The sequence below is a fragment of the Pseudomonas soli genome (genome assembly GCF_021283165.2).
In the GTDB taxonomy this organism is placed as follows: Bacteria; Pseudomonadota; Gammaproteobacteria; order Pseudomonadales; family Pseudomonadaceae; genus Aquipseudomonas; species Aquipseudomonas soli.
In genome coordinates this window covers 3,109,774-3,124,330 of sequence record NZ_CP128543.1, presented here as the reverse complement: position 1 = coordinate 3,124,330, position 14,557 = coordinate 3,109,774, and the positions used below count along the sequence as shown (strand labels likewise).

Below are 14,557 nucleotides of genomic sequence, written 5' to 3'. Positions count from 1 at the left end.
CCTGAGCGTGGTGCATTCCAGACGGCTTCCTTTGACGTGCGCCAATCTAGATGATAATTATTTGCATCTTTCTTACCATAACGAATCCTCGGGATTCACGCAATGCACCCCGATGGTGCGAACCCTCTGCGCGGCCACTCACCGCGATCCACGGATGGCAGTGAAGGCCGACGCGGGCCTTGATCGATCGAACAGCAGGAAGCTAACCATGTTGGAACGCAACACCACCCTACCCTCGCCCCAGGCCCTGGATGAACACGAAGAACTCGCCTGGTTCGCCCAGCAACAGCAACCCGAGCAGCTGCACCGGCAACTGGGCGCCTGGCGCCTTGGGCCCACGGCCGACCTGTCGCTGCTGGCCCTGGCCGTGCAGGCGGTGGTCGAAGCCACGCCGGGCCTGAACAGCCGCTACCACTTCAGCGATGACGGCGACCTGTACAAGACCCAGGAACCCGGCTGGTACCCGTGCCTGCGTATCGAGCGGAGCACGGCCGAGGGCATGGACGCCTTGCTGAGGGCGCGTCAGGTGGCGCCCTGGGATTCCACCACGCAGCCGCCGTTCGAGGCCCTGCTGCTGGCCGGCGATCACCAGGCTGCGCTCGGTCTGCTCTGCCATGCGGTGTTGCGTCAGTCGCCCCAAGCCCTGCTCGAACGCATCCGCGCCGCCTATGACGCCCAGGCCGGCGACCAGCCACTGGTGCTCGAACCGTTGTCGCAGGCGCCCTCGACGGACATCGCGCAACGCATCCTCGACGCATTCCGCCAGGCATTGGCGGAGCCTGGCATGACCCTGGACGATGACTTTTTCGACATGGGCGGCCACTCGCTGCTGGCCACCCGGATCATCGGGCGCTTGCAGGGCGAGCATGGCATCGAACTGCGCTTCAGCGACTTCTTCGCCTCGCCCAGCGCGTCGGCGCTGGCCAGCCGCGCCAAGCTGAGCCAAGGGCAAGCCAGCCAGGCCAGCGATCAGGCCAGGGATATCCAGCAGGCGCCGATGGCCTTGGCCCAGGCGTCGTTGTGGCGCGCCTGCGCGGCCTTCGACTACGGCACCCTCTTCAACCTGCCGTTTGCCCTGGACTTCCACGACCCGGTGGACGAGGCGCTGCTGCAACAGGCCTTCACCGACCTGCTGGAGCGCCATGCCAGCCTGCGTACCACCTACCATGGCGAGGGCGACGACGCCTGCCAGCGCATCGTGCCGCTGGCCGAGCTGGGCCGTTTCAAGTGGTTCTGGAACAGCGCCGAAAGCGCCGGCACGAGCCTGGCCGGCGAGGCGAAGCACCGCTTCGACCTGGCCCGCGAACTGCCACTCAGGCTGCGCATGCTGCGTGACCCGCACAGTGGCCACCAGGTGCTGTCGTTCCTGGTCCACCACATGGCCATCGACGAATGGTCTCTGAACGTGCTCATGGCCGAACTGGCCGAGGCCTACCTGGCCCGCGCCCAGGACCGGGCGCCGCAATGGCCCGCGGCGGCGCGCACCTTCCACGAATTCGCCCTGGCCCAGAGTGCCCAGGGCCCGAACCCGCGCCACCTGGCGTACTGGACCGAGCTGCTGCGCGACGCCACCCGCGGCCTCGCCCTGCCCGCCTGTGATGACGCCACGCTGCTGCCCGCCGGCCAGGCGACCACGCGTGCGCGCTGGCTGGAACTGCGCCCCGAACCCGGCATGCTGGAACAACTGGGCGCCAGTGCCCGGCTGCATCAGTCATCGCTGTTCAGCGTGATCTACACCGCCATCGCCCTGTCGCTGCACAAGCTCGGCAACCTCCCGGACCTGGTGATCGGCACTTCGGCGTCCGGGCGCACCGACCCTGCGTATTTCGACACCGTCGGCTACTTCACCACCATGGTCGCCCACCGCGTGCAGTTCGCCCCCGAACAGTCGCTGGCCGGGTTGCTGGGCGAGGTGACGCGGATGATCAACGACTCGATGGCCTATGCCGACGTACCCATGGAGACCATCCAGCAGGCGCTGGGCATGACCCCCGCCGAGGGCCTGATGTTCGATGTGTATGTGCAGATCCACGCCAACAACGCCCTCAATGGCGCGCTGCAGGCACCCGATGGCCGGGCTATCCGCTACAAGCAGATCGACCCGGACAAGAGCGAGTCGATGTTCGGCCTGCAGTTCGAGATCATGGAAGATGTGTTCGATGGCCAGCGCTCGCTGCGCCTGGTGATCACCTACCGCAGTGATCGCTACAGCAGTGCTCAGGTCGAGCGCCTGTGCGCGATGATTTCGGCGGCGTTCGGGGTATTTGCGGAAGTGGATGCCGGCCAGCGGGCGCTGGACGACGTGCTGTTGTAGCACCCCGGGGGCGCTTTGCGCCCCTTTCGCGGCGCACCAGCCGCTGTGGCTGAAAAGTCCAGCCGCAAGCCCCGTCAGCTCAAGGTCTACAAGAACCCGCACACAGGCGAGCGTGTCGAGACCAAGGATGGTAACCACAAGACCTTGAAAGAGTGGAAAAGCCATTACGGTTCCGATGAAGTCGAGAACTGGTTAGCTAATAAATCTTCAGAAAAGTGGATGTGCCTTTCCAGGCGACCCTCCCCCCTACATACCCGTTTCAAGTATGGCCAGAGCTACCTGTCCGCTCTAAGACCACCGCACCAAGTCCAGCTCCTTGAGCCGGATGGCCATCGCCGAGTCCGAGACACCGAATTGCTGGGCCAGTGACACCAGGTGTTGGTTGTTAAATCGGGTGCATCGCGCCAGCGCCAGCTCACGTTCTCCCGACTCTTTTGGGGAGTAGAGAAGCCGATCCGGATTGTTGGGGTCGAGGTGATAGGCAATCACGTCGCTGAAGCGCAATTGGCCCTTGGAGCAGAACATGAACTCGAACCGTTCCCTCACCAGCTTTTGAGGCATGAGGAAGCAGGCGGCGAAGCGATCGGCTTGTCTCTCTGCAGGTGCACGTGGTGTTTGCAGAGGACAGCCGTCAAAAGCGCGGTCACGGTGCATGACAGTGTCTTCGCGAAGTACAAGATGGCCGATCTCATGCGCTCCGGTGAAGAGTTGCACTTTGTCACCAAACTCAGTCGCGACTGCGATCTTGTTCGATTGACGGTCAATCAGACCCGCAATACGAGTACCGGTGTTGTGCCGGTTGAACTGGGTGTCCCCAAGTGTGGGATGCACATGGTAGTCGTAGCAGCAGATCATGGCAGCGATTCGAGGACTGCGCACATCATCGGCGGCATCTCTTGATAAGGCTAGAGGTACTGGCGATAACGGTAAATCTGCATGAGCAGGTCAGTCGCCGCTTTCTCGATATGGGCTTCGTTCATGGCAAAACACCAGATGTAGGCTATCAAACACAACCAAGCCCAATATCTAGTAATTTTAATGTTTGGAAAACCCAATATGTAGGTTTTGCCGATGAGCGGTAGATCGGCGCAAGGCGACCCTGGGGAAGCTTTTCCATTGACTGAAATGAAGACCGGATACGGCTTGGATGGCGCTTGGCCACTGGTGATTGCTACTATTGCCGGCTGAACACATTTAGCCTGTATATATGTACAGCATCATGGATGTTCCCGGCCAGGATGGCGACGTTAGCTACTCACTGGCCGATCTTGCCTTCCCAAGATTGGAGTAGCTGTGAACGCCAAGCTCGATTTTGATGCAACAAAGCTCTACGAAGCCCTGAAGTACCAGATCCATGTCGCGATGGAGTACTGCCATACCCTTGAGAAGGACGATGTCCTTTGGATCGAGGTCTTCGGTGATGTCACCGTCGAAGGGAGAGACCAGATTGAAGTCAAGGAGTACAGCGACAGCCTCACCGACAGCCATGAAAACTTCTGGAACACCCTCAATAATTGGCTAAAGCCTGATTTCAACCATCGCCAGTACGCAAACCTGGTTCTATTGACCACCCAGGCCTATGGTGAGCGAGCAGCTATCAAGGATTGGGATCAGTGGAATGCTGATCAGCGCCTGGCTGCGCTTCAGGCCATTTTGAAAGATAGCGAGGCTCGCTTCGAGGCCGCCGCACTCAAAAAAGAAGCGGCCGCTGATCAAAGCGATGAAAGCGGGGCTAAGGCCTCCGGGCCCTCGAAAGCGTTGACCTTGCAGCGCAAGGTAATGGCGCAAGCCATGCGCGAATCCCTGATCGATGCGCTGCCGAAGGTCAAGATCATCACCGAGCAGCCTGACCTGGTCGGCTTGATCGCCAGGTACAAAAGAGCGCACCTCAAAAGTATCCATGAGCATCGCATGGACGACTTCCTGAATGACCTTTTTGGTTTCATGACCAGTGCAGTGAAGGTCACAGAAGGCTGGCGTTTCACCACGGCAGAGTTCGACAGGAAATTCACGGAGCTAACGGCGCGCTACATGAAAGGCTCGGTGAGGTTTCCTCGGGTCAACGCCGACGAAATCGAGCGTGATGCTGGGACGCTGAACGTGCGTGATCGTATCTATGCCAAAAAGCTGGATGAAATCGGCGGCGATGAGGACGTGATTCTTGAGGCTACCGTCGATTTGCTTCACGCCCACAAATACATCGTCGAGCTGATCAAGGATTGCACCACGTCACAAGATGACGTGGAAAGCTACAGCAAAAGCCATATGCGTACCCATAGCGCTAGCAGGTCAGCGCTCATGACCGATATCGACGAAACCTGGTCGGAGGAAAAAACTAAGCGAGCATCCCTCAAATTTTACCATTCACGCTGCGGCATGGATGTCGTTGGCTTGGGTGGCTACGAAGATACGCCAGCAGAATTCCGTAATGGCATCTACCACATGCTCGCGGAGGACGTTCCTGCAAGCCCGGCGAAGGAATTTCACTGGAGGCTGTGGAAATGATTGAGGAAGAGATCGAAAAAGTGCCTGAGAGAGCGGTCAATAAGCCCATCGAACACCTATTCACCCTTCAGCGCTCCCCCATCGCCCTGGCGCCGGTGATCCACAATTTCTTTGCCAATTCGTTGCCTCGAGAGCGTGACCTGCTGTTGAGCTACCTTGTACTGCCCATGGTGCTCTACCCGGCCATGCAGACAGCCCTGCTGGGCGTCAGGAAGACCAGTAATCTGCGTACGCTCTGCAAGGACCAGTCGAGACTGGTTGGGCTTACCCACAACACCCAGCAATTCAAGTCACTCACCAACGCGGCCCTGCTGATCCTTCAGGCCGAACAAAGCATCGAGCTTACTGACGACTTGACTGTGAAGTCCATCAAGGATGTCAGGGCCTCGAATGCCAATCCCAAACACCTCGAAGCCGCACGCCGGCTTTCCATGGTCTGCGCAGAGGCAGACGTCGTCACCATCTACAGGACGTTAGGATTCAAGTCGCTATGAAATGCTTTCTGCGGTACATCGGCGTGGTTGACACCCAAGACAAGATTCACCACGTGCGTTTGGAGCCTGGGCTCAACGTTATCACTGGTAAATCGTCCACGGGGAAAAGCGCGATCCTGGAGATCTTCGACTATTGTCTTGGCAGCACTGAAGACACAATTCCGGTCGGTACGATCACCGAGCGCGCTGAGACGTTCTTCATCGCGTTGCAGTTCCCCAGCTATTTCGTCGTAGCGGCACGGAAGAAGAAATCCGATCGATGCTTCCTGCTTGAAGTGCAGGGATCTGATCCGGAGCGGCTGCTTAAGCTAATTGAGCAACCCAAGGCCTTCTTCGACCCCAAGCACTACATGCCCCTGGCCGACTTCAAGAAAAGCCTCGGGCGTTACTTCGCCATCACGCTTGAGAACGTCGATGAAGACCCGTACCTGAAAGCAGCAGGTCGCAACAAATCCGCGACCCCGTCAGTACGCAGCTTCTCCTCCTTCATGCTTCAGCATCAGAACTTGGTAGCCAACAAACACGCCATTTTCTACCGTTTCGATCAGAAGGAGAAACGTGACCAGGCGATTAACCATTTCAAAATCCTGATGGGGCTCGTCGATGAGGCCTATTTTGATCTGTACCGGGATCATGAGGTCGCCAAGTACGAGCTGAAGAAAATCCAGGCTCAGATTCCGAAGCAAGAGCAGCGGAAAGAAGCTGCTATTGCTCGCTACAACCGTTTTTTGACTGAATTCAAGTCGCTGGCGGGCATCCCTCTAATTGATGCCACGGCTGAAGAGATCTACAGCAAGCCCGCCACCATGCTGAAGATGATTTCTGGCCGGTCTGTCAAAATCGATGTGCTCTCAGACCAGGTCGAAACACGCCGGGCAGAGCTCCATGCGCAACGAATTGTTCAGCTCATCGAGAAGCGGCAGTTGCAGGGGCAAATGAGGCTGGTCAACGAGTCCCTTTCCTCTGCGACACAGTTCAGTTTGAGCATGACGGCTGAATCGTTGCCTGACTCCATCGAGCTGTCTGAAGCCCACTGCCCCCTTTGTGAGGCCCCCACTAGCACCCCTGCCATGGAGGCCAACAAGCTTGTAAGCGCGATTGATTGGTTGAACGACGAGCTCAAGCTGTCTGCATATGCCAGGGAAAGTTTTGCAGCCGAGCGACGTACCATTCAGGAATCGCTCGACAAGGTGAACGTTGAGTTGCGCCGCATCCAGGCCGACATCCAGCCACTAGATGAAGAAATTGCAAAGCTCAAGACGTCCAAGTCGATCGATGAGCAGGCCATGAAGGCTAAGCTGCGTCTCGAAATCGCGATTCAGGAGCAGGTGGACAAGCCCGAGTCCGAGCTTCATGCCCTAGAAAAAATTCTGCGCGTTGAAGTCGATCGCTTGGCGGGCGAGTTGGCTAGATACAATATCAAGGACAGGCTGAAAACCCTGAGCAATGATATCGATGCCAAGATGTGCGAGATTGGCAGCGAATTCGACTTCGAGGCAACGTACAAGCCATCGAAGCTCCGTTTTGACGTCGAATCATTCGACCTCTGGTACCAGCAGAACCCGAGTACCAGGGTGTATCTGCGCTCCATGGGCAGTGGTGCAAACTGGCTATATTCGCACCTGGCATTGTTCATGTCGCTCCACTACCAATTTGCAGTGCTTTCGGAGAAAGGATGCAAGATTCCTCCGATCCTGTTCCTTGACCAACCTACCCAAGTCTACTTCCCTGCGTCTCTGGACGACGCAGAAGCATTTGACGCCAAGGAACTGGCAAAGCAGGCCAAGCGTGAAGAGGCGGTGGATGCGGACATGACAGCGGTGACTAATATGTTCACCCAACTGGCTAAATTCTGTGATGAAACTGGCGAGAAAACCGGTGTAACTCCACAAATCATCGTTTCCGATCATGCCGACCGGCTGACCCTGGGAGAAGGCTACAAGTTCTCGGACTATGTCCGAGCTACGTGGAGAACCCGTGGTTTCATCGCCGAGATGTGATGGTTAGATCATCTGGCCGTCACATCAAAAACGTGACGGTCAGTGATCAATTTTACCGCAAATGGTCGGCTAGCTTTGCCCAGTGCCCGCAGCGCGTCGGCGGGTTTATAAACTGCACTGTTACAAGGGTACATCTGTACTCATCCGAAGTTTTACCATCACAGATGGTCATAGCCGAAGCCGAGCCATCGATCGGGTTTGCCGCGATGGCGCCAGCTCGCACTATTCGTAGTCTCTCGAGGCTTACTCCGAAGGTGTTGTTTGAATCAGAGCCGCTTCCGGCGTCAACTACCCTGCTCTCCTCCACCCGATCAAAGACAATTTGGAAGTTAAAGAAAGGTGCCTAGGGTGCCGTATTCCTGCAAAGCTAATCCTGCCTAGTCATTCACGTAATGCATGTCGTATCTTGTAGCGGCACGGTGCCACCTCCTCACCCCAATATTCGTGAGTCAGAACTAGCCATAAGGAGGAGCCGAAAGGAATCATCTCATGAAGCTTTGCAATCTGAGAATCAGCGGCTTTCAGTCGTTTGGAAAGGGTATTACGGAGATCACCTTCGACGGAGTTACATACCTCCTAGGGCCCAACGGTGCAGGAAAGACGGCCACGCTGCAGGCATTGGCACGTATGTTTGGCTTCGAGCCAGGCCTACGTCGCCTCCGTCGATCAGATTTCCACGTTCCGTTAGATGAGCAGGAGGTACCTACTCAACGCGTGCTTTGGATTGAGGCGGAATTCACGTTCGCTGAAACGCTAGATGATGAGGAAGACGACACAGTACCGCCGTTCTTCACGCAGATGACACTGCAGACGGCTGATGGGGTTCCCCGCATTCGCTATCGCTTGGAAGGCGTTTTGCACCCCGATGGTGAGGTGGAAGAGCGCTTACTCTACGTGATCCGGATGGACGAGAAAGGGCAACCCACGACTCTGAAGCCAGTTGCGAAGCGTGAACGAGACGAGATACACGTCCACTATTTACCCGCCCGGCGGGATCCCGCTGACCATATTGCATATGGCGCGAGCGCGCTATTAGGCCGCCTCCTTCGAGCTGTCAACTGGAGCGATGACCGGGACTCAATCAAGCAGCTCACTGAGCAAATCACTGAGTGTTTGTCGGAAAACGAGTCGATCAAGACCTTAAGCGCTAGCCTCACCGGAGCGTGGCAACGGCTTCACAAAGGCAACTTCTTTGCGAATCCATCCGTTACTTTTGCGAACTCTGAAATTGAGGCCATCCTGCGGTACCTCTCGATTTCCTTCACGCCTGGCCATGGTGAAAGCCACGTGGACTACGCGAGGCTGAGTGATGGGCAGAAATCGATGCTGTACCTCTCGCTCGTCCTCACATCCCTGACCATTGGTCGCGAGGTCAGATCAGGACAGAACACCTCGTTTGACCCCCTCAAACTGAAGCCTGCTGCCTATACGATTCTGGCAGTCGAGGAGCCTGAGAACAGTCTGTCTCCGCACTACCTGGGGCGTATCGTGAGCTCCCTGAAATCATGTGCAGGTGTGGACGCACAGGCATTGATCGCCACGCAGGCCCCGTCGATGCTAAGACGAGTTGAGCCTGACCAAATCAGGTACTTGCGTCTGAATGCAAAGCGAGAAACGGATGTGTCGATCATTGTGCTTCCGGATAAGCGCAGTGACGCATACAAATTCGTCCGAGAAGCCGTCCAGGCATTCCCCGAACTTTATTTCGCCCGCCTGGTGGTGCTGGGTGAGGGCGACAGTGAGGAAATCGTCCTACCTCGCATCCTTCAAGCCAAGGGTGCATCCGTCGACGAATACGCTGTTGCAATTGCTCCTCTAGGGGGCCGGCACGTCAATCACTTCTGGCGTCTGCTGAATGCGCTAGGTACGCCTCACATCACTCTGCTCGACCTCGACGTAGGTCGTTATCAAGGCGGCTGGGGACGTGTGAAGTACGTACGTGACCAACTCGACAAATTTGATCCAGAACGCAGTATCCCTAAGCATTGGGAACGCCATGATTGGAATGATGCCCAACGGCCTGTCAGAACCCATCACTGGTTCGAGAATGGCAACACAACTATAAGCAGCATGTTCCAGGAATTAGAAAATCGAGACGTATTTTTCTCGGATCCACTGGATCTGGACTTTGCGATGCTCAAGGCGTTTCCCGACGCTTTCCTTGCTGTGCGATCAAACCCGACGCCGCACGATCATCTAGCAGTCCTCGGTAAATGCCACTTCGATCCCGGGCAGTACGACGCTGATGAGCAACAACTATTCTCGGCCTACCATAGCCTGTTCAAGCTGAGCAGTAAGCCAGCAGCTCATTTGGACGCCCTGGGCAAGCTTACTGACGCGGAGCTGTTGGCTTCGCTGCCAGCGTCCCTCAATCGACTAGCAGACAGGGTCAAAGCTAAGCTTGAGGAATCTCCAGAGTGATTTCTCATGATCAATGGGTTCCATCGCCCGGCGTGAAGCTGGAGAAAAATGCATGGAGCGTAGTTCGCGAGCTTGGTCGGTCAATCTTGCTGACGGCGGGGCCCGGCGCTGGCAAGACCGAGGTGCTTGCCCAACGGGCCGATTACCTTCTGCGCACCAATAGCTGCCGCTTCCCCAAGCGAATTCTCGCGGTGTCATTCAAGACAGATGCCAGCCGTAACCTGAAGGAGAGGATTCACCTGCGTTGTGGCTGGAACTTCGCATCACGCTTCGACAGTGTGACCTTTCATGGCTTCGCGAAACGAATCATCGACAAATTCCTCCCGATTCTTGCGGAGGAGGGATTAAGCCCAGATTACATAATCGGTGCTGAGGCCATTCAGGGAAAGCAGATAACCTTCAAGCAGTTGCTGCCCTTCGCCATCAAGATCATTCAGCGCAGCGAGGTTGCCCGAAACGCAATCCGCAAAACCTACGCCCATGTTTTTCTGGACGAGTTCCAAGATTGCACTGCTGACCAATATGAGCTCATCAAGCTCCTATTCCTCGGTACCGGCATCCACCTCACTGCGGTCGGAGATCGCAAGCAAATGATCATGGGGTGGGCCGGAGCGCTGGAAGGCGTTTTTAAAACGTATACGACTGACTTCGATGCCCTTCCCCTCCGCCTCTATGCGAACTTCAGGTCGAAGTCCAATCTGCTTCGTGTTCAGAATGAAATCATCCGCGAAATTGATCCAACGGCAGTGACGCCGGCGGAGCTGATCGCAGGAGATGATGGGGAGGTCTTGGCCGCCCATTTCCAGCACTCGTCACAAGAGGCGATGATGCTGGCTGAAAACATTTGTCGCTGGGTTGAAGCGGGAGTTCCACCGTGTGAAATCGCAGTCTTGATGCCGCGCCAGGTGGATGACTATGGCTCGGCCCTGATGGCTGAGCTTGGCAACCGGGGCATAGCCTCAAGGAACGACAGCGAGCTGCAGGACTTGCTGAAAGAGCCGGCAGCGAGGGTCGCGATCGATTACCTGACATGCCTGTACGGAAGAGGCCAAGCAGATGCCTGGGCGCGCCTGATGGATCTGTTCACTTCCTATGAGGACGCTAGTCGTGACCATCTGCACAGACTGTTTGAAACCACGTACCGCGCTCATGTGCGCCAGGTAAGGGCCGCCAGCAAGACTGCCGCCCCGTATGAGGATTGGTGGACGCTTACAAGCAGCTTTCTCCGGGACGTAGGTTATCCAATTCTGACGGCACTCTCAGGTGACTACGAGTCGAAACCACGCTTGCATGAAGTAGTTCGTGAGGTCAGAGATCGCGTCGGTGCGCTGCTCGCCAGCGAAAAGACCATTCCGAATGCCCTCGCCCGGCTTTCAGACGACCAAGCGGTACGCTTTCTCACGATCCACAAGAGTAAGGGGCTTGAGTTTCACACGGTCATCATTCTTGGGGTAGAAACCCAGGCGTTTTGGGGCAAGCTCGCGGAGGAGCGCTGTGTCTATTTCGTGGGCGTTTCACGTGCCAAGGAACGACTGTTGATCACAACGGCGGAGTACCGGCCCAAGCCTAAAGGAGCAGGCCGTTGGACGGAGCACCGTAGTCCCCATGGCGAGTTCGTTTCCCATGTGACAAGGCATATCACTGGGCGACTACCGCCTTCAAAAACCATGTTGTGACTTCCTTAAGGCCATAAGTACCTGATCGTAGAGGCATGCACATTTGCCTTCGATATCAAGGCTTACTCAGAAACAGGGCTGATGAGGGTGACGCAGAAACGACTACCTGAGGCCCACCACCTTGCCGAGGGCTGGGTAGAGAGGCTCCCGGCTCCTCTATCGCTGGCGCCAGCGTGCTGGGGATGCTGCGCCGGATTTATCACCACTCGCGCATGTTGATCAGTCGATCCTTTAGCTCAGGTACCAGGAATGCGAATAATTGGTTGTATTGTCGATCAGGCCGATACGCGTCTTCCCGATCTCTGAGCGCGGCGCGGATGATTGCACGTCGCTTCACCCAGGTACCCTTTTTGTCTTGTTCGATCAACAGCTCATTTTGCTCAAAGAGTTCCAGTGTCCAACCGAACTGAAGCAGGAATGGTTTGTAGGAGTCGAAAGCCTGGTTGCAGACATTGAGCAGGCGCTCGAATCGGTATCCTATCGGCCGTCCATATCGCGCACTTAGCACAATGGAAACGGCCCCTTGAAAAGGGTCTGACCAATGGAAGTTGGGAAGCTTGATAGCGGGAAATACAGTTGCCATGCGCTCGCGCAAATCGAGCCAGCGTTCCCGGGACTCTGGAGTGTCCTGCCTGCCGAACTCCATCCAGAACGCATGAAAATCGCGGCGTAGAACGTCACCGTTGACCGATGCCTCTAGTGCTTCTCTCTGTGCCTGGTAGTCGTTATAGAACACGATCTGCTTCCGGAAGCTAAACGTCAGCTCGTCCAGATAAACGTCAGCCCTCCTCCATTCGTTCACAATGGTGCGACCAACCAACTGAGGCACGGCGTACCAGCAATCAAACGCCATGCGGCCAGCAGATCTGGACAGCGCCAGCGTCCGATCATTGACGATGAAGACGTTCAGATTGTTCAGGAAGAATATGTCCTCCTCCGCCGTTCTGGTTGCGCTAGGGTCGAAATTCTCGAATACCCAGATCATCGATCCGCCGTTAGCTCGGTAGAACTCGCGTCGGCCGACGATCTCCGTAAGGAACGTCGTGGATAACTGTACTTCGAAGGCGATGCGGTCATTGTCCCTCATCACTTGGACGTCTGGCTTGCGCCAGGTCGCACGTTCGGCGACCGCTTGCCCCTTCCAAACTTTCTCTACTTGAGGGGCGCCGCACGATCTGTCTGCAACCAAGCTGTCGCGAATGATCCCCTTTAGCCGCAGGTGCGCAGCGCTCTCCTTTTGCGCGTTGTACTTGATGGCTGTGATCTGGGCTGGGCTGAGCTCACCTTTGGTAGAGATGTCGCATTTGATGAGGCCTTCGATGGTCGGGTGATGGCGGAAATGGAAAAAACGATGGTGCGTGCGCACCAGTAAAAGAGCAGCGCCGCAGAGCTGACAAACTAACCAGGGTTTGTCTCGATCCAGCACGAAACGTGACGCAAGCTCCGCCCTATCCTGTATGACCAAGGACAATTCGCGGCTCAGGAAGCTGGCGATCTCGATAGGTGCGGCGCTGTCCAGATCCATAACGTCCGTCAGCTTCATGTGTTCAGTAGGCTGAGCGTATTCCAAGGTGCGCACGGCTTTCCTCCATCAGCATCGCAATTTTCGCTGCGATGCTGACCATTCGTAGATTCGGTTTCAACAGACACAGGACATCAATGCGAACATGCTGCTGGCTAGCGGAGCATTCGACCAAGTCGCTCAGCTTGGCCCTCCTGATTGGGCGAATCATATCGCCCGTAAGTGGTGTCCGGGATCATTAAGCCAGTTCACCTTGTGCCGCGAAAGGGCTGCAACGCAGCCCCATGGCTCAGTCCTTTGGCAACCCATAGCGCTGGAACGACGAGCGCTGCGGCACCCGGTACTGCGCCCGGCCCAGCAACTGGTTGACGATCACCGCATTGCGCACCGGCCCCAGCCCCAGGTCCGGCGAGCCGACGCCATGCTGGAAGATCTCGGCGTTCTGCACGAACACCCGGCCACTGCCGCCATCGCAACGCTGCGCGGTGAAGTCCTCGCCGACGATGCAGTCGCCGTGCGCGTCGGTGGCCAGCACCGAACCCTTGAGCTGCTCGAACCACTGCGGCCAGGCATGGGCATAGCCAGTCGCCGCGACGATCGCGTCGGCTTCTAGCGTTGCCCGTTGCTCCAGCTGGCTATGCCGGAAGGTCATGCGCAGCCCCGCCGAGCCCAGGTCCTCGACCGTCCCCACGTCACAGCTGGACAGCAGCGTCAGCCCAGGCTCGCGCCCGCCGATGGAGCGTTCGTAGATCAGGTCGTAGATTGCGCCGATGGTCGAGAAGCTGATGCCTTTGTACAACAGGCCCTGCTGGGCGACGATCTCCCGGCGTTTGTCCCGCGCCAGGGTGTGGAAGTAGTTCATGTACGCCGGAGTGAAACACTCCTGGCCGAGCTTGGAGTACTCCATGGGGTGGAAGCCTCCCGAGCGGGTGATCCAGTGGATCGACGCCCCCGCCTCCACCTGCTCCGGGGTCAGCGCGTTGAACAGCGCCAGCACGCACTCCGCGGCGCTCTGTCCGGAGCCGACCACCACCACGCGCCGGCACTGCTCCAGCTCGCCCTGACGCTTGCCGAACTCCGCCGAGTGCAGTAACGGCGCCTGGGTGCGGGTTTGCGCCCAGGCCGGCAACCACGGCCGGGTGCCGAGGCCGATGGCCAGGTCGCGGCTGCTGTAGCGCCGCTCCAGGCCCGACACCGACACGCTGTCGATGACAAAGCGTTCGCTGGCGTTGTCGTAGCGCACGCCCGTGACCTCCTCGCCGAAATGGCAGCCCGGCAGTTGGCCCGCCGCCCAGCGGCAATAGTGGTCGTACTCGCGCCGGGGCACCTGGAAGTGGTCGTAGTAGTAGAACTGGAACAGGCGGTCGTGCTGGTGCAGGTAGTTGAGGTAGCTAAGCGGGTGACACGGGTCGGCCAGGGTCACCAGGTCGGCCAGGAACGGCACCTGCAAGGTGGTGCCGGGCAGCAGCAGGCCCTCGTGCCAGCGGAACTGCGCCTTGCGCTCGAGGAACGCGCAGCTCAGGTGCGGGTGGCGTGACAGCAGCGCGGCCAGGCCCAGGTTGAACGGTCCGATGCCGATGCCGGCGATATCCAGGTGTGCGATGTCCATATGCTCGATGATTTCC

9 protein-coding genes and 1 pseudogene are annotated in these 14,557 nt (G+C 57.5%); 7 read left to right on the top strand and 3 right to left on the bottom strand.

The window, feature by feature from the left end; genetic code table 11:
* Nucleotides 1-208: 208 nt before the first annotated feature.
* Together LU688_RS14425 and LU688_RS14420 are read left to right on the top strand one after the other, a co-directional pair.
* Nucleotides 209-2,314, top strand: coding sequence for a condensation domain-containing protein (locus tag LU688_RS14425; protein ID WP_143067504.1), 2,106 nt, complete (start codon nucleotides 209-211; stop codon nucleotides 2,312-2,314).
* Nucleotides 2,315-2,341: 27 nt separating this feature from the next.
* A pseudogene (locus LU688_RS14420) lies at nucleotides 2,342-2,512 on the top strand (histone-like nucleoid-structuring protein, MvaT/MvaU family); the annotation flags it as partial.
* 90 nt (nucleotides 2,513-2,602) lie between these two features.
* On the opposite strand, the gene LU688_RS14415 reads toward LU688_RS14420, so the two are convergent.
* Nucleotides 2,603-3,169 (bottom strand): ImmA/IrrE family metallo-endopeptidase, encoded by a 567-nt coding sequence (locus LU688_RS14415; protein ID WP_232888155.1) that lies wholly within the window; start codon nucleotides 3,167-3,169, stop codon nucleotides 2,603-2,605.
* A gap of 438 nt (nucleotides 3,170-3,607) precedes the next feature.
* Between LU688_RS14415 and LU688_RS14410 the strand changes: the two genes are divergently transcribed.
* The 5 genes from LU688_RS14410 to LU688_RS14390 all read left to right on the top strand — a co-directional run bounded on the left by LU688_RS14410 (nucleotide 3,608) and on the right by LU688_RS14390 (nucleotide 11,410).
* Nucleotides 3,608-4,819, top strand: coding sequence for a hypothetical protein (locus LU688_RS14410; protein ID WP_094009918.1), 1,212 nt, complete (start codon nucleotides 3,608-3,610; stop codon nucleotides 4,817-4,819).
* A complete protein-coding gene (locus LU688_RS14405; RefSeq protein ID WP_094009917.1) occupies nucleotides 4,816-5,313 on the top strand; it encodes a three component ABC system middle component in 498 nt (165 codons plus the stop codon). The genes LU688_RS14410 and LU688_RS14405 overlap by 4 nt, the downstream gene beginning before the upstream one ends.
* A complete protein-coding gene (locus LU688_RS14400) occupies nucleotides 5,310-7,313 on the top strand; it encodes a DUF3732 domain-containing protein (RefSeq protein WP_094009916.1) in 2,004 nt (667 codons plus the stop codon). Before LU688_RS14405 ends, LU688_RS14400 begins: the two co-directional genes overlap by 4 nt.
* A gap of 489 nt (nucleotides 7,314-7,802) precedes the next feature.
* The gene (locus LU688_RS14395) at nucleotides 7,803-9,734 is read left to right on the top strand and encodes an ATP-dependent nuclease (protein WP_094009915.1); all 1,932 of its coding nucleotides are present in this window, start codon (nucleotides 7,803-7,805) and stop codon (nucleotides 9,732-9,734) included.
* Complete coding sequence (locus LU688_RS14390) at nucleotides 9,731-11,410, top strand: UvrD-helicase domain-containing protein (protein WP_232888156.1); 1,680 nt, start codon at nucleotides 9,731-9,733, stop codon at nucleotides 11,408-11,410. The genes LU688_RS14395 and LU688_RS14390 overlap by 4 nt, the downstream gene beginning before the upstream one ends.
* A 199-nt stretch (nucleotides 11,411-11,609) precedes the next feature.
* On the opposite strand, the gene LU688_RS14385 is transcribed toward LU688_RS14390, so the two are convergent.
* Both LU688_RS14385 and basC read right to left on the bottom strand, forming a co-directional pair.
* Complete coding sequence (locus tag LU688_RS14385; RefSeq protein WP_094009913.1) at nucleotides 11,610-12,989, bottom strand: DUF6035 family protein; 1,380 nt, start codon at nucleotides 12,987-12,989, stop codon at nucleotides 11,610-11,612.
* A gap of 232 nt (nucleotides 12,990-13,221) precedes the next feature.
* A complete protein-coding gene (gene basC, locus LU688_RS14380; protein ID WP_094009912.1) occupies nucleotides 13,222-14,541 on the bottom strand; it encodes a putative histamine N-monooxygenase in 1,320 nt (439 codons plus the stop codon).
* Between the last annotated feature and the right edge of the window lie 16 nt (nucleotides 14,542-14,557).

Bases quoted from the DNA above. Each gene is read 5' to 3' on its own strand.
- basC (WP_094009912.1), bottom strand. From the start codon at position 14,541: ATGGACATCGCACACCTGGATATCGCCGGCATCGGCATCGGACCGTTC.
- LU688_RS14400 (WP_094009916.1), top strand. From the start codon at position 5,310: ATGAAATGCTTTCTGCGGTACATCGGCGTGGTTGACACCCAAGACAAG.
- LU688_RS14405 (WP_094009917.1), top strand. From the start codon at position 4,816: ATGATTGAGGAAGAGATCGAAAAAGTGCCTGAGAGAGCGGTCAATAAG.
- LU688_RS14415 (WP_232888155.1), bottom strand. From the start codon at position 3,169: ATGATCTGCTGCTACGACTACCATGTGCATCCCACACTTGGGGACACC.
- LU688_RS14395 (WP_094009915.1), top strand. From the start codon at position 7,803: ATGAAGCTTTGCAATCTGAGAATCAGCGGCTTTCAGTCGTTTGGAAAG.
- LU688_RS14425 (WP_143067504.1), top strand. From the start codon at position 209: ATGTTGGAACGCAACACCACCCTACCCTCGCCCCAGGCCCTGGATGAA.